Consider the following 22546-nt stretch of genomic DNA (forward strand, 5'->3'; position numbering starts at 1 on the left):
GGAAAAAATCGTTGATAGGGATATAATGAAAGAGGAGGTTGCCCATGCTCATATTTCCTTTAGTCAATGATACGAGCCGTAAAATCATTCATATCGATATGGATGCCTTTTTTGCGTCCGTTGAAGAGCGTGACCATCCTGAATTGAAGGGAAAGCCTGTCATTATTGGCCATGATCCCCGTTTGTCTGGCGGAAGAGGAGTGGTGTCGACTTGTAATTACGAAGCCAGAAAATATGGTGTCCATTCGGCTATGAGTTCCAAAGAGGCCTATGAACGGTGTCCTCAGGCAGTTTTCATCCCTGGAAACTACGAGAAGTACCAGGCAGTCGGTCTCCAAGTCAGAGAAATATTTAAACGCTACACCGATCTGATTGAGCCTATGAGCATTGATGAAGCCTATCTGGATGTGACCAACAATAAGCTTGGTCTTCAGTCTGCTGTCAAGGTAGCTCGCTTGATTCAGCATGCTATTTGGAATGAATTGCACCTAACTGCTTCTGCCGGAGTTTCCTACAATAAGTTTCTAGCAAAAATTGCCAGTGATTACCAGAAGCCTCAGGGACTGACCGTCATTTTACCCGAGCAAGCTCAAGACTTTTTAAGTCAGCTGGATGTTGCTAAGTTTCATGGTGTGGGGAAACGGACAGTGGAGCGACTTCATGATTTGGGAATTTATACTGGTGCAGATCTCTTAGAAGTGCCGGAAATGACTCTCATCGATCACTTCGGTCGTTTTGGTTTTGATCTCTATCGAAAGGCTCGGGGGATTCATAATAGTCCGGTTAAGAGCAATCGCATTCGCAAGTCCATTGGGAAGGAACGCACCTATCGAAAATTGCTGGTGGCCGAGGATGATGTGCTAAAAGAATTAACCAACCTATCTGAAAAGGTAGCGAACAGTTTGGCCAAGCATCAGAAAATTGGTAAGACCTTGGTGATCAAGATTCGTTATGCCGATTTTACGACCTTGACCAAGAGACGAAGTTTAGAGGAAGCAACCAGAGACCCTGAAGTCATTCAGAGACTGGCCCAGGAGCTCTACCAGAGCCTAGAAAGTAACTCCTCAGGTATTCGCCTTTTAGGGGTGACCCTCACTAATTTTTCTTCCGAGTCTCGGGAAACCCATGAAGGATCTCTAATAGAAGAAACCCCGTAGGTATACTTGACCTACGGGGAATTTTTAGCTAGTTTTTGAAAAACTGTTGAATCTCTTCCTCGGTGAGGCCAATCATGGGATCAATGCTTAAGTAATTGTCCTCTGTTAATCGATAGCCTTGCTGAGAAGCTGGAGAAGCAGATGAGTCAGAGTGGTTTTCAACTGAGACGAGCTCCTTTTGGGGCTCTGTTTTTTTTATGGGCTTTTCTAGGTGGACAGGGCTATGTGAGGAAGAGTCTCTACCTTGAGGGATTCCGTCCGAAAAACGCTCAATCAGATAGGTTTTGCGAGCAGTTCCAGTATTCTTTGTCGCAAAGTCAAATGCGGTGTATTCTCCCAGGAGGATGAGTTTGCTTTTCGAACGGGTAATGGCTGTGTAGATCAGATTGCGTTGGAGCATGCGGCGGCTCTGATTGGTCAGAGGAAGGATGACCACAGGAAATTCGCTTCCCTGTGACTTGTGGATGCTCATGGCATAAGCCAGGCGAATCTTGTACCATTCATTGCGGGGGTAGACCAATTCATTGCCATCAAATTGGATGGTGAGTTCATCTTGCTTGGATTCGGTATATTTAGCTGGCAAGAGGTCGGTGATGTAGCCAATATCTCCGTTAAAGACATTGCTTTCGGCATCATTGACCAGGTGGATGACCTTGTCACCATTTCGATACTGGCAGTCCAGTGCTTGAAAGAATAGAGCACCCGTTTCTAATGGATTGAGAAGCTCTTGCATGAGACTGTTAATCTGGTCAATGCCTGCAGAACCTCGATACATCGGAGCGAGGACCTGGATGTCTCGAGCCGGAATGCCGTTGCGAAGGGCAGCGCTGGTGATTTTTTCAATCATGGGAGCGATGAGCTCACTCGGCGCTTCAAAGTAGGAACGATCAGGTTTTTTCTCTGTGAAATCAGGAGGCAGTTGGCCTTTGCGAATCTGACTGGCCAAAGTGACGATAGTCGAATCTTCACTTTGACGGAAGATGTGTTCCAGTTTGACTTGAGGGATGCTGGGGATCTGTAGGAGATCGGACAAGACTTGTCCAGGACTCACAGAAGGAAGCTGATCGGCATCTCCAACGATTAAGAGCTTGGTATTGGAAGAGATATTGCTGAAGAGCTGATTGGCCAGCCAAGTATCCACCATAGAGAATTCATCGACAATGACAAAATCCGCATCGAGATAATCGTCCAAGTGACTCGTGTCGTCGTCTCCCGTCATTCCTAAGTGACGATGAATAGTGGCGCTCGGAAGACCTGTCAGTTCACTCATTCGACGGGCTGCTCGACCGGTTGGAGCAGCTAAGAGGATTGGTAATTGAGATTTTTTCCGAAGATCCAATTGGTGCAGACGGGCATAGGTTCCGATAATTCCATTGATAACGGTTGTTTTCCCTGTTCCTGGTCCACCTGTTAGCACGAAGACCTTTTGCTGGATGGCTTCCTGGATAGCCTTCCGTTGGATAGGGTCGTAGTGGATATGGAGATCTTCTTCAATGTCATCGATCGTTTGTTCGATTTTTTCTGCTTCGAAAGATTCTTGCTTTCCTTTTTCTAGCAGGCGACCGATATGGCTTCGGATCCCTTCTTCTGCAAAGAAGAGGCTGTTGTTGAAAATCTTAGTGTCAATGTTTTGCACCTTGTCTTCTTCAATGAGACTGGCCAATTCTTGGGCGACGCTGGCTGGATCGAGCTCGACTGGACGAGATGCTTCTAAGAGTTGGATGGTGGCTTGGAGCAATTCTTTGGCTTCAACGTAGGTGTCCCCTGTTTCTAAGGAGAGGGTTAAAAGACTATGGACTAGTCCAGCTCGGAAGCGTTCAGGAGCATCACTGGCAATCCCTAATTCTTCTGCTAATTGGTCGGCAATTTTAAAGCCCATTCCTTGAATATCTTCGACCAGTTGATAAGGAGCTGATTCGACGATTTGCAAGGTTTCTTCCTTGTAGAAATCCTGGATTTGGAAGGCTAGTTTATTAGGGATGCCATAGTTAGCAAGTTGGGCGAGGACCCGTTCCGTACCATAGTTGAGCTGTAGTTTTTCGACAAAGGCCTCGCGATTCTTTTTAGAAAGTCCGGAGATGGAGGCTAGCTTTTCAGGTGCTTGCAGTATTTTATCAATGGTATCCTCGCCATAGAGATCCACGATTTTTTTGGCCGTTTTGAGTCCGATCCCTTTAAAATGGTCGCTAGAAAAGTATTTCACCAAGCCTTTGCTAGTGGGTTTGGCTCGTTCATAGCGATTCATTTGCAACTGTTGGCCATATTTCGGATGATGGACCAGTTCTCCCCAGAAGGTATAATCTTCTCCTTCGACGATATCTGCCATCGTTCCAGTGACGATAATTTCAAAGTTATCATAGTCCTCTGCATCTGTATCATTGATATCCAACAATAAGATACGGAAAAAACTACTTTGATTTTCAAAAATGACCCGCTCAATGGTTCCTGAGAAATAGTATTCCATGCAGAGTTTCCTTTTAAGTAATGGTCTGAGAGAGCTTATCTCTCATGAAGATATTGAAAGAGATTGGAACAAGAGTCCCAACCTCATCATGGGTTAATAAGTCTGGAATGGAAGGAGTGGCCAGAGGCGAAGGACGGCTTCCCCTTTGATTTGTTCCTTCTTGAAAGCCCCCACCTGGCGGCTATCTTTTGAAACGATTCGATCATCACCAAGGAGTAGATACTCATCATCCAAGAGCTTTTTCGTGAAGGTCGCACTTCCATCTTTATCAACGGTGAAAGCTTCGGCAATCTGTGCCATTTGGCGGAAGAGCTCTCCATTTTCTTCGAACCCTTTTCCAGAATAGGTTGATTGCAATTTATCTTCTTTAAATTTTTGAATGTAGTCTTTCAAGTAAGGCTCGTCAGTTTCTTTGCCGTTGATATAGAGGACATCGTTTTTGTACTCGATGGTTTCACCAGGGAGTCCAATGACCCGTTTAACGATTTCTTTGGTTTTTCCATTATCTGTTTCACTAGCGACTACGATATCAAAACGGTCGATAGGCAGTTTATTGATAACGAGAAGGTATTCACTATCTGCCAAGGTCGGATCCATAGAATGGCCATCGACACGGACAGGCGTCCACAGATAAATACGAGAGAGAATAATGCCTCCAATAATGAGGCCGAAGAGCGCCCATTCTTTCAGGAAAGAACGGACTGGATTAGTTGATTTTTTTGAACGTTTCATGCTTTATCTTTCTATCAATTTTTTTGCTTTTTCTGTATTTTTAAAATGAAGTTTGGCACTGTAGTCAAGGGCTTGAATGCCATAGGCCTTTAAAAGTTGAGCAGCTACCTTGTCTGAGGGCGCACCAGCCCCACTAGGAAGGGTGTAGCCGAGTTCTTGACTCAAATCTTCCAGATTTTGGAGGAAGAGGTCACGGGCAATAATGGAACTCACAGCTACTGCCAAGTATTTTCCTTCGGCCTTCTCTTCTAGGGTGACGACTTGTGGGACCTGATTCGCTTCTGCTTGAACATAGCGATCATAGTTTTTCTTGGTCGTAAAGGCATCGACTACAATCTTTTGAGCTTTTGTCCCTTGTTGCAAGAGCAAAAAAATGGCTTGATTGTGAAGAGCAACCTTGACAGATACCGCATTGTAGCCAGAGGCGATGACCTGATTGTATTTTTTAGGTGTCAGCAGTAAGGCCTGATGCGGGATTTCTTTTTTGAGGATCGGTGCGAGAGCTCGAATTTTTCGATCATCTAAGGTCTTAGAATCCCCAACTCCTAGACTTTTTAAGCGGGCATGTTGCTCCGGGCTGACCAGTGAAGCTACGACGGCAAGCCCTCCAAAGTAAGAACCGTTTCCAACTTCATCCGTTCCGATTAAGGGGAAGTCTTGTCCGGCAAGTGCTTGGTCTATCGGATCTTGTTGGTAACCGAAGAAGGCAGCATAGCGCGTCGCCTGACTACCTTGTAGGACAACCTTTCCTGATGTGTAAATCGAAATGGTTGCACCAGGTGCCTTGAAAAAATAACGGATATATGGATTTTTTGAAGGTAGCAGATGGTCTTGGTGCTGACGAACAAATGCTTGGATGTCCTCGTTTTGAGGGGACAATGTAATTGTTTCCATAGCCCTTATTGTATCATAAAAGCTAGATGAAAGGCCAGAAAAAGACCAGCCGAATTTAGTCTGAAAGAACTTCTTTTAGGCTTGCTTCAATTGCTTGAGGATCAGTTTTTGAAGAGAAGCGGTGGATAACTTGGCCTTGGCGATTGATCAAGAATTTGGCGAAATTCCATTCAATGCGGGAGCCCAAGGGACCATTAGCTTGTTCTTTTAACCATTGGTAGAGGGGGCTGGCTTCTTTCCCATTGACTTTAATTTTTGCAAAGCGTGGGAAGCTGGTTTGGTAATGGAGGCTACAAAATTGATTAATCTCTTCCGCACTACCCGGTGCTTGGCCCATAAATTGATTACATGGAAAGTCAAGGATTTCAAATCCTTGGTCATGGTAGCGCTCATAGAGCTCTTGTAATCCCTGGTATTGAGGCGTAAGCCCACAACCGGTTGCAGTATTGACGATGAGGAGTACTTGGCCTCGATATGCTTCGAGGGAGAAGGGGCTCCCATCTTGGGCCATTACGGTGAAATCATAGATAGTCATTTTACACGTCCTTTCCTACTTTCTCTATTGTATCACGCTTGAGTCGAAAAAAGTTAAACCGTGGTCCTAGTGCTTCGGTATTTCCTATGGGAAGGGGATTTTCCTACTGACAAGCGGGCTAGATTTTGATATAATATCGTGAGGTGATTTTTATGTCCAGCTTAAATAGATACAAATTTACTTTCGGTAATAAATCGCTGACTCTTACAACTAATCATGATAATCTCTTTATGGAAGAGGTTGAACGGGTCGCGAAAGAAAAATATGAAGCGATTAAAGAACAAATGCCAGCTGCTGATGATGAGACCCTGGCCATTTTACTAGCAATCAATAGTTTGTCAACACAATTGAGTCGTGAGATTGAGTTTGACGATAAGGAAAAAGAATTGGAAGATTTTCGTCGCAAGGCCCTAGATGGCCTAGTCGGTAGATCATCTAATTAAGGGGAGTTGCATGTTTTCAATCCTGATTTTATTCATCCTAGCTTGGAGTTTTTATATTGGGTATTCACGAGGGATTTTGCTTCAAGGATATTATTTTTTAACCATGATTGTGGCCATGTTGGTCGCAGGATCAGGCTATCAGTCCTTGGCAAAAACCATTAGTCTATGGATTCCATTTTCGAGTGCAACACAAGCTTCAAAAAGCTATTTTTATGGTGCAGACCAACTCTTTCACTTAGACAAAGTTTTTTACGCTGGTTTGGCTTACTTCATCTTGTTTGTTTTAGTCTATGCGATAGGTCGAGTGATTGGACTCTTTATTCCCTTGATTCCAACGCCTGAAAAATGGGAGGAGTATCCGTTTCAGATTGCCAGTGGTGTGCTAGCTGTCCTAGTAACCTACTTTGTTCTGCAAATGGGATTCACGATTTTGTCAACCATCCCCATGGCAGCCATTCAAGATCGACTTCATGGAAGTTTCCTCATTCGATTTATGGTGCAGCATAGCCCCCTTACAGCAGGCCTCTTGAAACAACTTTGGGTTGTAAAAATCTTAGGTGCGTAATCACTTCTCATCATGTCTAACAGTTCATGAGAGTTATTATAGAAAGGAAGGGGAGGCTCAAACCAAAATCAGCCTCCTTTTCTGTTGTGGAGAAACATGAATCAAAAAATTCTCGAAACCTTAGAGTTTCAAAAAGTCAAAAACTTAGTAGAGCCCTATTTGCAAACGGAGCAGGGCGAAGTGGAGTTGCAGGAATTAGCCCCACTTACAAAAAAAGAAGCAATTGAAACCGCCTTTCTTGAAATGGCGGATATGGCTCAGATATTTGTGGAGCATCCGCACTTTAGCGTGCCCACCATCCAAGAAATTCGTCCAGTGACCAAGCGTTTAGAACTAGAAACATCGCTCAATATCGATGAATTGTTAGCGGTGAAGAAAGTCCTGCGCGTGACCCATGAATTGCGAAATTTTTATGATGAATTAGAAAATGTCCGCTTGGAAAAACTGGATCGGATATTTGAAAATCTAGTCGACCTTCCACAGTTGCAGGGAAGTCTCCATGCCATTAATGAGGCAGGATTTATTGAAAACTTTGCCAGTGAAACCTTAGCAAAAATTCGTCGACGGATTCAAGAGAATGAACACCAAGTGCGAGACATTTTACAAGAATTGTTGAAGACCAAGTCCGAAATGCTGGCTGATCAGGTCGTAGCGAGCCGGAATGGACGGAATGTCTTGCCAGTCAAAAACACCTACCGCAATCGGATTGCCGGTGTGGTGCACGATATTTCAGCTAGTGGAAATACCGTCTATATCGAACCTCGGGCGGTCGTCAATCTTAATGAAGAGATTGCCAACCATCGTGCAGATGAACGCTTCGAGATGCTCCGGATCTTGGAAGAAATTTCAAACCTCCTTCGTCCTCATGCGGGGGAAATCCGAAACAATGCTTGGCTGATCGGTCATATTGACCTCGTTCGTGCCAAACATCGCTTTTTACAGGACCGAAAAGGAACTATTCCAACCTTGTCAGATCAAGGGGAGATTCAGCTCTTGCAGGTTCGCCATCCCTTGATTGAGCAGGCTGTTCCCAATGATATCCACTTTGGCAAAGACCTCACAGAGATTGTGATTACCGGACCGAATACGGGTGGGAAGACCATCATGCTTAAGACCCTGGGACTAGCCCAATTAATGGCCCAGTCGGGCTTGCCAATCCTAGCAGATGCTGGGAGTAAGGTAGCTGTCTTCACGCAAATCTTCTCTGATATCGGGGATGAGCAGTCGATCGAGCAGAGCCTGTCTACCTTCTCCAGTCACATGACCAATATTGTCTCTATTTTGGAGCAGGTCGATGAGGAATCCTTGGTCTTGCTGGATGAGTTGGGAGCTGGAACGGATCCTCAGGAAGGGGCTTCACTGGCGATCGCCATCCTAGAAGATCTCCGCTTACGAGGGATCAAGACCATGGCGACCACCCACTATCCAGAACTTAAGGCCTATGGGATTGAGACACTTGGTGTTCAAAATGCCAGCATGGAATTTGATACGGACAGCCTGCGTCCGACCTATCGGTTTATGCAGGGGGTACCAGGACGTTCCAATGCCTTTGAAATCGCGCGTCGTCTAGGCTTGTCAGAAGTGATTGTTCGTCAAGCGCAGGGGTTGACCAATCAGGATCGGGATGTCAACCGCATCATTGAAAAGTTGGAAGCTCAGACCCTAGAAAGTCGCAAACGACTCGAGTCCATCCGAGATGTTGAACAGGAAAATCTGAAATTCAACCGCGTCCTCAAGAAATTGTATAATGAGTTGACCCGAGAGCGGGAAACAGAGCTCAACAAGGCGCGGAAAGAAGCGCAAGAAATTGTGGATCTTGCTCTAGCAGAGAGCGATCAGATCTTACAAGGTCTCCATGCCAAATCGCAACTCAAGCCCCATGAAATTATTGAGGCCAAGTCTCAGTTGAAGAAATTGGCCCCAGAAACGGTCGACCTATCGAAAAACAAGGTCTTGAAACAGGCTAAGAAAGCCCGTGCTCCAAAAGTCGGAGACGAGATCTTGGTGATTAGCTATGGGCAACGAGGAAGTCTTACTAAGCAGCTCAAGGATGGTCGCTGGGAAGCCCAAGTGGGACTGATCAAGATGACCTTGGAAGAAAAAGAATTTAATCTGTTAAAAGCTGAAAAAGATGCTTCACAACCGAAAAAACGCCAGGTCCACGTAGTCAAACGTTCCAACACCAACGGGCCTCGGGCTCGATTGGACCTTCGTGGCAAACGGTATGAGGAAGCCATGGAAGAATTGGATAGCTTTATCGACCAAGCCCTTCTCAATAATATGGCCCAAGTCGATATCATCCACGGTATCGGAACAGGGGTCATCCGGGAAGGAGTTACCAAGTACCTCCGTCGCAATAAGCATGTCAAAAGCTTCGAGTACGCTCCTCAAAATGCAGGAGGAAGCGGAGCGACAATTGTGACCTTTAAATAAGCAAAGAGTCAGTCGTGCCTTTTAATCAGGCACGCTTTTTGCTATAATACAGTCAGTTTAAACGGAAAGAAGGAAAGTATATGACCCCTAATCGTTCGTCTGATTCTTGTACCACTATACTCGTCGGAAAAGATGCCAGTTATGATGGTTCAACCATTGTAGCTCGCACGGAAGACTCTCAAAATGGAGTATTTACCCCTAAGAAATTTATCGTTGTTCAGCCAGAGGATCAACCCCGTCATTATCGGTCGGTCCTATCTCCTTTTGAGATAGACCTGCCAGATAACCCTGTTCGTTACACAGCTGTTCCAGATGCCATTCCAAAAGATGGTATCTGGGGAGAAGCGGGGATCAATCGGTACAATGTGGCTATGAGTGAGACAGAGACCATTACGACCAATAGCCGAGTCTTGGGGGCGGACCCTCTGGTGGAAAGTGGAATTGGGGAGGAAGACATGCTGACCTTGGTCCTTCCTTATGTCCAGACTGCCCGAGAAGGAGTGCTTCGCTTGGGGAAAATTCTAGAAGAATACGGAACCTATGAGTCTAACGGAGTAGCTATCAGCGATGTCAATGAGATCTGGTGGTTGGAAACCATCGGAGGTCATCACTGGATGGCCCGCCGTGTGCCAGACGATGCCTATGTGACCAATCCCAATCAATTGGGAAGTGATCGCTTTGAGTTTGATCGCCCGGAAGAGTTTTTATGTGACCCAGACTTGAAAGATTTTGTGGAACGCCATCACCTGGCCTTGGATTTTGACGGTTCGTCTTTTAACCCTCGTTATGCTTTTGGGAGCCAACGAGATAAGGACCGCCATTACAACACGCCACGGGCTTGGGATATTCAACGATTCCTCAACCCAGAAGTGGAGCAAGATCCTCGTTCCTTCTTCCTTCCTTGGTGTCAAAAACCTTACCGCAAGATTACGATTGAAGATGTCAAATATGTCCTCAGCAGTCACTACCAGGATTCAGCCTATGATCCTTACGCTTTAGAAGGGGATAGTCATAGTCGTCGGACCTTCCGTACCATTGGCATTAACCGGACCAGCCAGACGGCCATTCTCCAGTTGCGGCCAAATCGTCCTCAAGAGACAACCGGGATTCAATGGCTTTGCTATGGGTCAATGCCTTTCAATACGGCCGTTCCTTTCTTTACCCAGGTCGATACGACACCGGATTATTTTGCCAATACGACAGAAAAAGTGACGACAGATTCCTTCTATTGGACCAATCGAATCATTGCTGGTCTGGCAGATGCCCACTATAGTCATCATGTTGGAGATTTAGAAGATTACCAAGAAAGCACTATGGCCCTTGGGCATGCCCGGATTGGACGAGTGGATCAAGCCTTGGCAGCAGGACAAACCGTTGATTTCGAAAGAGAAAATCAGGAAATGAGTGATCAGATTCAAGAAGCGACGGATTGCTTATTGGATAAGGTCTTGTTGGATGCTAGTAACCTGATGACCAACCATTTCTCTTTGAGTGACTAGTTGGACCAAGTTGTACTATTTCATGATAGTTTCTGAAAATATTGATTTTCTTTTCAAATTATGCTAAAATAGAACAAATTGAACATCATACCGGATGAAGTTTTTCAGAAGTAGGGCCTTCCTATGACTGTGAAATGGACGGAACTCTGGAGAGACCGTAAAGGCACCGAAGGGGCAAGGTAGAGCATTCTACTCAAACTCTCAGGTAAAAGGACAGAGCAAAAGATAGAAGCCTTTTTGGTTTTTATTTGGAGCACCAGAGTACATGTTTTGACATGTGCTCTTTCTTTTTCTCTTTGGATGATTGCTTGGAAGATGTGGAGGAAGTGGATGGCTATCCCTTTCTAAAGCTAGACAAATGATAAAAGGAGAAATAGATAAGGATGACAAATTGGTTGGCGTTTTTTAAACAAGTAGATAATGTGGTCTGGGGGGCTCCCCTTTTGATCCTCTTGGTGGGGACTGGGATTTATCTGAGCTTACGCTTGGGCTTGCTTCAAGTTTTTCGTTTACCCCAAGCCTTTCGGCTCATTTTTACAGAAGATCAAGGAGAAGGGGATATCTCTAGCTTCGGAGCCTTGGCAACAGCCTTGGCGGCGACAGTTGGGACAGGAAATATTGTCGGAGTAGCGACAGCGATTCAGACAGGTGGCCCAGGTGCCCTCTTTTGGATGTGGATGGCAGCCTTCTTTGGAATGGCGACCAAGTATGCAGAAGGTTTGTTGGCCATTCGCTACCGAACCAAGGATGACAATGGTCACATTTCTGGTGGTCCGATGTACTACATTCTTTACGGGATGGGAGAGAAGTGGCGTCCCCTTGCCATCTTCTTTGCCCTAGCAGGTGTCTTGGTGGCTCTCTTTGGGATTGGAACCATGACCCAGGTGAATGCCATTACGGGCGCTTTGAAGACTAGTTTTCAACTTTCTCCTCAAGTCGCTAGTCTGGTCATTGCAGGAATTGTATCGGCTGTCATATTTGGGGGAATTCATTGGATTTCCAAGGTTTCAGAAAAGGTGGTTCCTTTTATGGCTGCAGCCTATATCTTTGCGACAGTTTATATTATTGTCTTGAATATGGACCAAGTGCCGACCGTTCTATCCCAAGTTTTCCAAGGTGCTTTTACAAGAACCGCGGCTATCGGTGGTTTTTCTGGAGCCTTGGTGAAAGAGGCAGTTCAAAAAGGGGTGGCGCGTGGAGTTTTCTCCAATGAGTCAGGACTGGGATCTGCGCCGATTGCAGCAGCCGCAGCGAAGACGGAAGAGCCAGTGGAGCAAGGTTTGATTTCTATGACTGGGACCTTCATCGATACCATTATTATTTGTAGCCTAACTGGTCTAGCTATTTTAGTATCTGGCCAGTGGACAACAGTGGGGCAAGTTGGGAGTGATTTGACCCAACAGGTCTTTATTTCGACCTTTGGCCACATCGGTGGGATCATTCTGACCCTTTGTTTGGTCCTGTTTGCGACGACGACCATTTTGGGTTGGTCTTATTATGGTGAACGCTGTGTCGAATTTTTGGCGGGTGTCAAACTCATTCCCTATTACCGTCTTCTGTTTATCCTGATGGTGGGGGTAGGAGGCTTTCTTCAGTTGGAGTTAGTCTGGATCATTGCCGATATTGTGAATGGACTGATGGCCTTGCCGAATCTCATCGCCTTGTTAGCCTTATCGCCTATTGTTCTAAAGGAAAGCAAACGATATTTTAAGAAAAAGAAATAGACCAAATCGTGTGATCTGGTCTTTCTGTCTTAATAGCGTTTTTCTTTGGGCCAATCTTTCATTTCAGAAATGGCTGTAAAGAGGACGTCTGTTGATGAGTTGAGGGCTGTTTCACAAGAATCTTGGATAACGCCGATAATGAAGCCTACACTAACCACTTGCATAGCGATATCATTGTCGATACCAAAGAGGCTGCAGGCGACAGGAATCAAGAGGAGGGAACCACCAGCTACTCCAGAAGCCCCACAGGCTGAAACAGCTGCAACGATACTGAGGACCAGGGCAGTCCCAAAATCGACTTGAATGCCTAAGGTGTTGACAGCAGCTAGGGTCAAGGTATTAATGGTAACGGCAGCTCCGGCCATATTAATAGTAGATCCCAGAGGGATAGAGACCGAGTAAGTATCAGGGTTGAGACCTAGATCCTTACAGAGCTTCATATTGACAGGGATGTTAGCAGCAGAGCTTCTAGTAAAGAAGGCAGTCAGTCCACTGACTCGTAGACATTTGAAGACGAGCGGATAAGGATTTTTGCGAATCATGATGTAGACAAAAATCGGGTTGATGACTAGAGCGACGAAGAACATGGTGCCAACCAAGAGAAGTAAGAGGAGGCCATAGCTCTTAAGTCCATCAAATCCTTGTCCTGCAATCGTTGTATAGACCAAGCCAAGAATCCCAAATGGCGCAAGGTTAATGATCCATTCGACAATCTTGGAAGTGATATCTGCCAGGGTTTGAAGGAGGTCCTTGCTGTGCTCACTCGCTTCTCTCATAGCAACACCAAAGACGACGGCCCAGGATAGAATCCCGATATAATTGGCCTGAATAAGGGCATTGAGCGGGTTGTCCACGATTTTTAAGAGAAGGTTGCTGATGACTTCCCCTAGTCCATCGGGAGAAGTTCCTTCAGCACTAGTTCCTGTTAAAGAAATGGTAATAGGAAAGAGATAGTTCACCAGGACCGCTACCAAGGCTGCCGCAAAAGTTCCCAGGAGGTAGAGGACAATGACTGATTTCATATTGGTTTGGGTTCCCTTTTGGTGCTGGGAGAGGGCGTTAGCGACAAGGGCGAAGACTAGAAGAGGAGCAATAGCCCGCAAACCTCCTACAAAGATTTCCCCTAATAGACCAATTGCAGATGCTTTAGGAAGTAGCAGAGCTAAAAGGGCTCCAACGAAGATTCCGATTGCAATCCGCTTCATCAGGTTGGTTTTGTTCCAAGTTTGAATGAGTCGTTTGGCCATAAGGACCTCCTTTATTGAAAGTTTACCGTCCATTATACGATAGATAAGTCTTAAAATCAAGGTGAGCATAAGAGGAGGTTAGTGGTTCTAAAGGTTAAAATCTGATATAATCAAACCATTAGAAAAAGAGAAGGAGATTGATAGAAGGTATGAAGAATATTTTTTCCCGCTATGTCAGTCAGTTTGATTGGACCAAGATCATGGATGAATTGGTTTCAAAATTGATTTCGTTAGCTATTTTATTTGTTTTATTTTTTCTTGCAAAAAAACTAATCCATAGTTTGGTGAAACGCATCTTGAAGCCTTCTCTGAATTATGTAGGCCAAGACGAAGCGCGTAAGAATACTATTTTAAGGCTGGTAGAGAGTCTGTTGAATTACTGCCTCTATTTTATCCTGATCTACTGGATTCTTTCTATCTTGGGCTTACCAGTCTCCAGTCTCTTAGCAGGTGCAGGAATTGCCGGAGTTGCCATTGGGTTAGGAGCACAGGGCTTCCTATCAGACTTGGTCAATGGGTTCTTTATTCTTCTGGAACGTCAGATAGACGTCGGAGATACCGTTCGTTTGACCAATGGTCCGATTACCATCGCTGGAACCGTCTCTAGTGTGGGCATTCGGACGACTCAGGTGCGAGACGCAGATGGGACCTTGCATTATGTACCCAATCGCAATATTATGGTTGTCAGCAATCTCTCTCGGGGGAACCAGCGCGTCCTCATCGATATGCCAATTTCAGCTCAAACTGACCTAGACAAGATTTATCAAATCTTCCAGCAAGTCAACGATGAACAAGCCCAAAAGCATCCAGAAATCTTAGATGGTCCGACGATTTTAGGCCCTCAAATCGAAAAGGGGACAGGCCGTTATTCCTTCCGCGTCGCCATGATGGTCCAGTCGGGAAGCCAAGTGGCCATTTACCATCTTTATTACAAACTCTATCATGATGCCCTCTTACAAAATGGCATCGAGATTCCAACCACTTTCTCTGTCACACCCTAACAAAAAAAGACCTATTGGTCTTTTTTCTTATTCTAAAATAAGCATGCCATCTTTAACAGCGAAAGGATCTTTCGGATTGATCCGATCGTAGAACATAACGCCATTGATGTGATCGATTTCGTGCTGGACCACAATGGAGTTGTAGCCTTTGAGTTTGATACGGTGTTTTTCTCCTGTCTTGTCATAGTAGTCTACCGTTACGCGCGCGTGGCGGACTACATAACCAGGAACATTGCGGTCAACAGAGAGACACCCTTCACCATCTCCTAGCGCCGCATCTTGGACTGAGTGGGAGACAATTTTAGGATTGTACATGACTTCTTGGATGGAGTAGGCTTCTTTTGGAGGATTTCCTTCTTCGTCCTCTGGATTTGGGACTAGAACGGCAATGATGCGTTTAGAAATATCCAACTGAGGGGCCGCTAGTCCAACTCCACCTCGAAGACCCAATTTTTCTGCCATGACAGGATCTTGTGAATGGTGTAAAAATTGCATCATTTTTTCCCCTAGGATGATGTCTTGATCTGACAGTGGGAAAGTGACCTCTTCAGCGATAGCACGTAAAGTTGGGTGGCCTTCGCGGATAATATCATTCATATCAATTAGATGGGCAGCTTTTGTAATGGTTTCGATTGCAGACATGTTCTCATTCACTCCTTTTTTCTAGAAACCATCATATCATAATTCCTTTTAGAATGAAAGTTTCCCAATTGATTAAGGGGGTGCTAATGGACCGGATGGACTGTATACTAGAAAAGGAAAGAATCCTAGTCCGGTTCATGGTATAATAATAAGAAGAATGAAGGAGGCAAGCATGCGTCTAGATAAATATTTAGTGGACTGTGGAGTGGGAAGTCGGACAGAAGTCAAGCAAGTCCTCAAGCAAAAAAAGATTCAGGTCAATGGAAAGGTGGAAACCTCTGCCAAGGTCCATATTGATCCAGATAAGGATCAAGTGACCTATCTGGGAGAAAGTTTATTCCATGAAGAGTTTGTATACTATCTGCTCAATAAACCCAAAGGGGTCATTTCAGCAACGGAAGATGACCACCATCAAACAGTCTTAGATTTGCTAGATGACACGGCCAGACACAAGGAAGTCTTTCCTGTCGGACGGCTAGATATCGATACCCATGGTTTACTCCTCTTGACCAATAATGGTAAGTTGGCTCATGCCATGTTATCGCCTAAGAAACATGTGGACAAGGTCTACCGTGCCCAAGTAGCTGGCATCATGACCCAGGAAGATGTCGTCCGCTTCAAAGAAGGAATAGAATTGAAGGATTTCACCACCCTGCCAGCGGAGTTGGAAATGTTGGAAGTTGATCGAGAAGCTAATAGTTGCTTGGTTCAGATCCGCATCGCTGAAGGAAAATTCCACCAGGTCAAGCGCATGGTCGCAGCTTGTGGCAAGGAAGTCACCGATCTCGAGCGGATTTCCATGGGACCCTTGAGCTTGGATCCTAGTCTCGAATTGGGGGAGTGGCGTAGATTGACAGCAGAAGAAATAAAGCTCTTAACTGACTTTCGGGTCAACCTATAATGAGAAGTCATTGTAGTCTTGGGTTTGAAGAACTCTGTTGGAAAAAGCAGAAGTGTTTGACAGAAAGATGAAATCTTGGTAGAATGAATAGGTCGAATAGACAACTAACTCTTTCTTGGTAGCAGGCTATGCCAAACCTGCCACTCAGATAGAGCATAAAGAAAAGGAGCTTATCATGGCAATCTCAAAAGAGAAAAAAAATGAAATCATTGCACAATACGCACGTCACGAAGGTGACACTGGTTCAGTAGAAGTACAAGTTGCTGTCCTTACTTGGGAAATCAACCACTTGAACGACCACATCAAACAACACAAAAAAGACCACGCTACTTACCGTGGTTTGATGAAGAAAATCGGTCGCCGTCGTAACTTGTTGGCTTACCTTCGTAAGAACGACGTTAACCGTTACCGTGAGTTGATCAACTCTCTTGGACTTCGTCGTTAATCATGATGCTAAGGGCGCCAAAAATCCGTATGAAAATAGGGAAACGACACAGTGTTCGATGAACACAAGGAGTTTCATCTTTTTCACTAGGATTTTAGCCCGAGCTCAAAACAGCTCTCTAAATTCAGAGGGCTGTTATTTTTTGCCAAGTGCTTAGGCCGTGTTCAATTGAATACAAAAAAGTTAAGTTACTCTATTGTAGAGTAGCTTTTCTTTTTCACTAGAATTATAGTATAATCTTCGGCTGCGGTTCCTAGCATCGTAAGGTAAAATAGACCAGATCTATCTCCCTTCGAGGAGATTTTTTGTTTTCAGAAGAAATCTAGTACAATCTTCGGTTCGTCGCCTTGTCTAGAAACGTTTTATCCAGCAAGAATGGAGCCCTCTGAATTCAGAGGGCTTTTTTGTTAATTTTTTCGGACAAGATTCATTATTCTGAGTAAGACGTTTTGTTTGACAGATGTAATTGACAGAGTTACAATAGATGCATCTTAAGAAATAGAGGTTATCGATATGATTGATATTACATATCTAGATGGTGCAAAACAAGAAAGAGTCATGCATTTTGATTCTTATGAAGAATTTGAACGCTCCCAACAGACCTGCTTGATCGGTGTAGCGGATTACTATCCCGTACAAAAATTGACCTATAATGGGCACGAACTCGATTACCATGGAACTTACGGAGATGTCTTCTTCTATTTGATGAAGCAAGACCTCAATCAATACAAAAACTAAAGGAGAAAAACAATGGCAAAAGCAATTACAGACGCAACATTTGAAGCAGAAACAAAAGAAGGATTGGTCTTGGTAGACTTCTGGGCGACCTGGTGTGGTCCATGTCGTATGCAAGGTCCAATCTTGGATAAATTGTCTGAAGAACTTTCAGAAGATGTCTTGAAAATCGTTAAAATGGACGTTGATGAAAATCCAAATACAGCGCGTGCTTTCGGCATTATGTCTATCCCTACTCTTCTTTTCAAAAAAGATGGACAAGTGGTTAAACAAGTTGCTGGTGTTCACACAGCAGAACAAATCAAGGCCATTGTGGCGGAGTTGGGTTAGTAAAAAAGAGTAAGATGAGGAACAATTCGTTCGATCTTACTCTTTTTGTATAGATGTTTTTAAATTGGATTATTGAGTCAAGAGATTTATGATTTCATCAATGCTTGATTTACTACCTTTTGTTAAATAGTTTTCTTTACTACCTTTTTTAAAAGATGATAAATTTGGTACTGTTTTGACATTCATATCATGAGCAAAGGAGGTGATCTCTTTTCGTTCTTTAGAATCGTTATCAAGGTAATAAACGGTCTGATTCGTTTTCTGAATAGCAACTGCTAATTTGGGAGCAAATTTTTGGCAGTATGGGCAGGATTCGCGACCGATATAGAGGATAAAATCTTCTTTGTTGTTGATTTTCTCTTGTACTTCAGATAGCTGAATTTTTTTGACGTAAGTCATTGCTTCCTTGTAAGAATCTGGGGTAATAATTTCTCTCTTTTTGAAATTCAAGTATAAAATAGCAAGCAGAGACGTTGTGCAAATGGACAAAATGAGAATCGTCAATTTCTTATTCACAAGCAACACCGTCACCATCTCTATCTAAGTGAGTTCCATAGCCAGGCTGTCCTCTGTAAAGAGGTGCAACACCAGCAGCTCGAGCCTCTCTGCAGTTTCTATATGAGAAGCCTGGTGCTTGTTGTGCTTGTTGCTGTTGCGCTTGTTGCTGTTGCGCTTCTTGTGCTCTAACATTAATTGCATTTTGAACAAGTTCTATACGATGCATGTAGTTAGTTTTTGCAGTAGGGTCAGTAATCTGTTCTACAGCAGCCTGTGCAGGAGCAACGTTTTCAGGTACTTGATTCCCTTCTAACTGCTGAATAGCTTGTTCAGCTTGTTCAGCTTTTCTAGCTTCTTCAGCTTTTCTAGCTTCTTCAGCTTTTCTAGCTTCTTCAGCTTTTCTAGCTTCTTCAGCTTTTCTAGCTTCTTCAGCTTTTTTAGCTTCTTCAGCTTTTTTAGCTTCTTCAGCTTCTTTCTTCTCTTTTTCTTTCTTCTCTTTTTCTTTTTTCTCTTTTTCTTTTTTCTCTTGTTCCTTCTTTTCTTTTTCTAGTTTTTCCTTTTCTACAGTTCCCTTTTCACTACTAGAAGTAGTAGAACTAGGAATAGAATCCTCTTTTTTAGAAGACGGTTCAGAAGCAAAATGAGCTACTTGTTTTTTTTCTGTTTCATTTGTTAAATAGTTTAGATTCAGTTTGTCTATTGTATAAGAACCTAGCATTCCAATTATTGTAACTGCAATGGCAATATTTCGTTTTTTAGTATTGGGTTTTCGTTTGCTATATCGCCAAATACCAAAGCATCCACCTAAGAACATTAAAGGCATGATAATCGGAGCTAAAAAGATTGTAAAGAGAACTGCTAATGGACGACCTATTTTTTTAAAAGTTGGATTTCCTAATAATTTTTTCATACTTTTTCTCCCTTTAGATATAAGTATCCAAGGACATCATACCACAAAATAATAACGCTTTCAATCACTGCTTAGTGATATTTTTGATAAAAAATCAGACTTAGAATAAACTAAGTCTGAAAATTGTACTTATTCTCCCAATTCTGCACTATAGGCAATGATTTGATCAACTGTGTCTGAAAGGAATTGGATGGTATCGCGAAGTGGTTTGTCAGTGGAGATATCTGCTCCGATAATCATAGCTGACTCAAGTGGGGTTTTGCTGCCACCTGATTTGAGGAGGTCTAGCCAATCTTTAGCTCCATTTTCGGAGTTCTTCAAATGCAAGTATCCCGCTGTTGAGATAACCAAGCCAGCTGAGTAGGTGTAGCTGTATAGCCCCATGTAGTAGTGGCTTTGGCGCATCCAGGTCAACGCTGCGTCGTCATCGATTTCAACGGCATCTCCCCAGAATTCGGTTAAGACTTCCTTCATGATGCTGTTGAGCTTGCTAGCGCCGAAGGTGCCACCTTCTTCGATTAAGGTGTAAACCTTGCGTTGGAAGGCTGCTTCCAACAAGTGGGTGATGAAGTTGTGGAAGTAGGTGTCTGTCAAGCGGTGTGCTAGGGCAAAGCGTTTTTGACGAGGGTCGTCAAACTGGTGTTCCAAATAGTCGCTGAGGAGGAGCTCGTTAAAGGTAGAAGGAGCTTCCACATAGTAGGTCGACATGTGGGCGTTGAAGTAGCTTTGGTTGTTGTCTGAGAAGATGAATTGACCAGAGTGTCCGATCTCGTGGATCAGGGTGTAGACATCGCTCATGCGTCCTGTCCAGCTCATGAGGACATAAGGGTGGACACGGTATGGGTCAGCGGCATAACCACCGGAATCCTTGCCTTCATTGGCCGCAAAGTCGACCCAGCGCTCGGTTTGGTAGCGAGCAATTTCACGGGAATATTCTTCTCCAAGGGGTGCCACAGATTTCATGACCAAGTCATAGGCATCATCAATAGTAACATCTGGGTTGAGCGCACTGTCCAAATCCAACTTCCAATCGGCAAAGGTCATTTTCTCAAGACCATTGACCTTGGCTACGTGTTTGAGGAATTTTTGAGCGACTGGAGCGAAATCCTTCATGATCAGGTCAATCTGACGGTCAAACATAGAGCGATCCACTTCCTGCTCAGCCAAGAGATAGTCAAAGACCGAGTCATAGCCTCGCATATCTGCGATCAGTTTTTCGGACTTAACTTGGGCTAGATAGGTAGCAGCAGCCGTGTTTTGATGCTTACGAAGACCTTCTGAGAAGGAACGAAAGGCTTTTTCACGGACTTCCGCATTCTCATGGTTTTGGTAGAAGTTTTCATAGGTGACAAAGCTATTCTTGTAGACTTTTCCATCCACTTCAAAATCAGCCATTTCAAAGTCACCCGCTCGCATCTTGGTATAGATGTCTTGTGGTCCGTAGAAGACTTCACCAAGGTTGGTCAAAGTTTTTTCGACATCAGCTCCCAAGTAGTGGGCTTTTTTGATTTTAGCCTGACGAATGGCATAAGTGAGGTGAGGGAGTTGTCCCAGGCGTTCGAGGACTTCTTCATCTACTTCGACCAAAGCGTCATCAAAGAAAGAGAGTTCGACGCTCGCCCAAGTTTCGAAATCCATCCCCGCTTGGGCAATTTCCGCAAAAGCTTCATCGCCAAAGTCAGTTGTTTGGGGCATAAAGCTGTAGTTGCCAATGTGACTGAGTTGGATCTGAATTTGTTCAAAGACCGAAAAGGCGGCTTCGAAGTCTTCAAAAGTGTGGAGCTTGCCCTTGTAGTTGCGGACAAATTCATTGATTTCTTCGCGTGTTTTTTCAATGGCGCGCAAGAAGTCTTCCTGGTCTTGGTAGAGGGCTGTGAGGTCCCAGAGTTCGTTCTCAGGAAATTCAGAACGTTTTTTTAATTCCATAGTGTTCTCCTTTTGATCAAATAACTATACTCAGTATAGCAGAAAATAGGGGAGAATGATAGGCGAAAGGAGAACTTATCACTGCCAGCTTGATCTAATAAGAAACCAAGGATTTTCTAGCTTTTTTACCTTCTTTTGGTATAATAAAGTGGAGAAAGTTTTAGGGAGTATACGATGAAGAAAATCTATAAAGTTAGCTTGGCAGCGATGACCTTGCTAACCTTGGTGGCATGTGGACCTAAGCGACGTCCTCGGACGCAACCCTCTACAGCTCAGAGTGAAGTAACAGATGGAAAAAGTTCCAAGAAAGCATCGTCTGGGCATGAGTACTATCAAACAGTGCTTGAACGTTACCAGGCCTACTCTAGGGCTATCGAAGCAGGTGATAGTGCAGGTCTAGAGACCAAACTAAAAGAAATAGATCCTCAATCGGATGAGTATGTCTATGCCATGTATCTTCAAACTTTGGGTAGTAAACCAAATCTTTCCTATTTTTATACAGATTTGGATAAGGATGGCCGGGATGAACTCTTGATTGGGAATGGCCAAACAGTCTCAGCAATCTACTATCTGAAAGGCCAGCAACCAGAATTGCTGCATACAGCTTTTGTAGCTTCCTCTGGTGGCTCTCGTTCAGGTTTTCAAATTTTTGAGGATGGCTCGGTCATTTATGCTAGCTTTTCGTCTCTTCAACCAGAAGTAGATTTAATCCATTACAAGTTCCAAAAAGGAAAGCTGGAGACTGTCAATAAGATCCAAATTAAAAATGGGGACGGTCAGAAGCCAGAAAAAGCCTTAGGGATTACAGCAAAAGAATTGGATCAAGCAAAATTTGGATGGAAAGAACTAGAGACCGGAAAGAAGGCGACCAGCCAAGCAAGTACCTCAGAGCAGCAAACAAATAGTTACCAAGTCCGTGTAGCAGTTTCAGATCTTCGAATTCGTAAAGAAGCATCGATCAAGGGGGAAGAAGTCGGAATAATCCCGCAAGGTGTTTACACGATAACTGAGACGGTTACAGCTGACGGTTATACCTGGGGCAAGCTCCAATCTGGCCAAGGCTGGATCGCGCTTGAATTTACGACGAGAGTGGAAGGGGGAAATGCTGAATCAGCTCCTGCTCCTGACACTGCAAGTACTGGGATGAATCTAGAAGAAATTAAAAATGGAAATTTCTCAAGTGTGGCAGGCGTATGGAAAAATAAGCACGGAACTAGCATTGAGTTTAATGCGCAAGGAATTGTGAAGGCCAATGGTAGTGCTCTGAGTGGTGTTCAATTTTCTGACTTCTACTTTAAAGAAGGCAATTTACACGGGCTTAGTCGCATGCCTGGAGCAACGAGTGAAACGCCAATTATTTTCATTCCTTCAAGAGAAGGGGGAAGTGAATCCATATATTGGAGCAAGAGTGATGTGACGAATGGAAACGACTTGTACTACCGTGTGAACTAAGAAAAAAAGAGTC

21 protein-coding genes and 1 riboswitch are annotated in these 22546 nt (G+C 44.1%); of the genes, 12 read left to right on the forward strand and 9 right to left on the reverse strand.

The annotated features are described in order from the left end of the window. Window positions 1-44: 44 nt before the first annotated feature. On the forward strand, window positions 45-1157 hold the full coding sequence (gene dinB, locus H8S88_RS00345) for a DNA polymerase IV (protein ID WP_125334956.1): 1113 nt from the start codon (window positions 45-47) through the stop codon (window positions 1155-1157). Between the two features lie 28 nt (window positions 1158-1185). On the opposite strand, the gene recD2 is transcribed toward dinB, so the two are convergent. From recD2 to H8S88_RS00365, 4 genes are all read right to left on the reverse strand, one after another. Then, a complete protein-coding gene (gene recD2, locus H8S88_RS00350) occupies window positions 1186-3621 on the reverse strand; it encodes an SF1B family DNA helicase RecD2 (RefSeq protein ID WP_125334954.1) in 2436 nt (811 codons plus the stop codon). Between the two features lie 93 nt (window positions 3622-3714). Next, complete coding sequence (gene lepB, locus H8S88_RS00355) at window positions 3715-4353, reverse strand: signal peptidase I (protein ID WP_125334952.1); 639 nt, start codon at window positions 4351-4353, stop codon at window positions 3715-3717. Window positions 4354-4356: 3 nt separating this feature from the next. After that, a complete protein-coding gene (gene rnhC, locus H8S88_RS00360; RefSeq protein WP_048715185.1) occupies window positions 4357-5247 on the reverse strand; it encodes a ribonuclease HIII in 891 nt (296 codons plus the stop codon). A gap of 55 nt (window positions 5248-5302) precedes the next feature. Then, window positions 5303-5782 carry a glutathione peroxidase gene (locus H8S88_RS00365; RefSeq protein ID WP_048715183.1) on the reverse strand — a complete coding sequence of 160 codons (480 nt, stop codon included), beginning with the start codon at window positions 5780-5782 and terminating at the stop codon, window positions 5303-5305. A 152-nt stretch (window positions 5783-5934) separates the two neighbouring features. Here H8S88_RS00365 and zapA point away from each other — a divergent pair, with 152 nt between their 5' ends. From zapA to H8S88_RS00390, 5 genes are all read left to right on the forward strand, one after another. Further along, the gene (gene zapA, locus H8S88_RS00370; RefSeq protein ID WP_023024429.1) at window positions 5935-6225 is read left to right on the forward strand and encodes a cell division protein ZapA; all 291 of its coding nucleotides are present in this window, start codon (window positions 5935-5937) and stop codon (window positions 6223-6225) included. Window positions 6226-6235: 10 nt separating this feature from the next. Continuing rightward, entirely contained in the window at window positions 6236-6790 is a 555-nt protein-coding gene (locus tag H8S88_RS00375) for a CvpA family protein (protein WP_048688423.1), read from the forward strand. Between the two features lie 96 nt (window positions 6791-6886). After that, on the forward strand, window positions 6887-9223 hold the full coding sequence (locus H8S88_RS00380; RefSeq protein ID WP_125334950.1) for an endonuclease MutS2: 2337 nt from the start codon (window positions 6887-6889) through the stop codon (window positions 9221-9223). Between the two features lie 80 nt (window positions 9224-9303). After that, complete coding sequence (locus tag H8S88_RS00385; RefSeq protein ID WP_048688430.1) at window positions 9304-10722, forward strand: C69 family dipeptidase; 1419 nt, start codon at window positions 9304-9306, stop codon at window positions 10720-10722. Window positions 10723-10858: 136 nt separating this feature from the next. Continuing rightward, window positions 10859-10949, forward strand: a riboswitch (glycine riboswitch). A gap of 156 nt (window positions 10950-11105) precedes the next feature. Continuing rightward, window positions 11106-12446 (forward strand): alanine/glycine:cation symporter family protein, encoded by a 1341-nt coding sequence (locus H8S88_RS00390; RefSeq protein ID WP_236127805.1) that lies wholly within the window; start codon window positions 11106-11108, stop codon window positions 12444-12446. A gap of 29 nt (window positions 12447-12475) precedes the next feature. Here H8S88_RS00390 and sstT read toward each other — a convergent pair whose 3' ends face one another. Then, complete coding sequence (gene sstT, locus H8S88_RS00395) at window positions 12476-13693, reverse strand: serine/threonine transporter SstT (RefSeq protein WP_125334944.1); 1218 nt, start codon at window positions 13691-13693, stop codon at window positions 12476-12478. Between the two features lie 149 nt (window positions 13694-13842). Here sstT and H8S88_RS00400 point away from each other — a divergent pair, with 149 nt between their 5' ends. Then, window positions 13843-14694, forward strand: a complete 852-nt coding sequence (locus tag H8S88_RS00400) for a mechanosensitive ion channel family protein (protein ID WP_048688438.1) — start codon at window positions 13843-13845, stop codon at window positions 14692-14694. Between the two features lie 27 nt (window positions 14695-14721). On the opposite strand, the gene def is transcribed toward H8S88_RS00400, so the two are convergent. Further along, on the reverse strand, window positions 14722-15336 hold the full coding sequence (gene def / locus H8S88_RS00405) for a peptide deformylase (RefSeq protein WP_048688441.1): 615 nt from the start codon (window positions 15334-15336) through the stop codon (window positions 14722-14724). A 172-nt stretch (window positions 15337-15508) separates the two neighbouring features. Between def and H8S88_RS00410 the strand changes: the two genes are divergently transcribed. From H8S88_RS00410 to trxA, 4 genes are all read left to right on the forward strand, one after another. Further along, window positions 15509-16237 carry a pseudouridine synthase gene (locus H8S88_RS00410; protein WP_125334942.1) on the forward strand — a complete coding sequence of 243 codons (729 nt, stop codon included), beginning with the start codon at window positions 15509-15511 and terminating at the stop codon, window positions 16235-16237. Between the two features lie 175 nt (window positions 16238-16412). Further along, complete coding sequence (gene rpsO, locus H8S88_RS00415; RefSeq protein ID WP_004193424.1) at window positions 16413-16682, forward strand: 30S ribosomal protein S15; 270 nt, start codon at window positions 16413-16415, stop codon at window positions 16680-16682. 513 nt (window positions 16683-17195) lie between these two features. Beyond that, the gene (locus H8S88_RS00420; protein ID WP_125334940.1) at window positions 17196-17420 is read left to right on the forward strand and encodes a DUF4649 family protein; all 225 of its coding nucleotides are present in this window, start codon (window positions 17196-17198) and stop codon (window positions 17418-17420) included. A gap of 12 nt (window positions 17421-17432) precedes the next feature. Then, complete coding sequence (trxA, locus tag H8S88_RS00425) at window positions 17433-17747, forward strand: thioredoxin (RefSeq protein ID WP_048688449.1); 315 nt, start codon at window positions 17433-17435, stop codon at window positions 17745-17747. 69 nt (window positions 17748-17816) lie between these two features. On the opposite strand, the gene H8S88_RS00430 is transcribed toward trxA, so the two are convergent. From H8S88_RS00430 to pepF, 3 genes are all read right to left on the reverse strand, one after another. Further along, a complete protein-coding gene (locus H8S88_RS00430; RefSeq protein WP_236127806.1) occupies window positions 17817-18263 on the reverse strand; it encodes a thioredoxin domain-containing protein in 447 nt (148 codons plus the stop codon). Next, the gene (locus tag H8S88_RS00435; RefSeq protein ID WP_125334936.1) at window positions 18256-19155 is read right to left on the reverse strand and encodes an excalibur calcium-binding domain-containing protein; all 900 of its coding nucleotides are present in this window, start codon (window positions 19153-19155) and stop codon (window positions 18256-18258) included. Before H8S88_RS00435 ends, H8S88_RS00430 begins: the two co-directional genes overlap by 8 nt. A 129-nt stretch (window positions 19156-19284) precedes the next feature. Next, window positions 19285-21081 (reverse strand): oligoendopeptidase F, encoded by a 1797-nt coding sequence (gene pepF, locus H8S88_RS00440; protein ID WP_125334934.1) that lies wholly within the window; start codon window positions 21079-21081, stop codon window positions 19285-19287. 174 nt (window positions 21082-21255) lie between these two features. On the opposite strand from pepF, the gene H8S88_RS00445 reads away from it, so the two are divergent. Further along, complete coding sequence (locus tag H8S88_RS00445) at window positions 21256-22533, forward strand: DUF6287 domain-containing protein (RefSeq protein WP_125334932.1); 1278 nt, start codon at window positions 21256-21258, stop codon at window positions 22531-22533. The last annotated feature ends 13 nt before the right edge of the window (window positions 22534-22546 follow it).

This window comes from Streptococcus sp. GS001 (genome assembly GCF_021595565.1).
GTDB lineage: Bacteria > Bacillota > Bacilli > Lactobacillales > Streptococcaceae > Streptococcus > Streptococcus xiaochunlingii.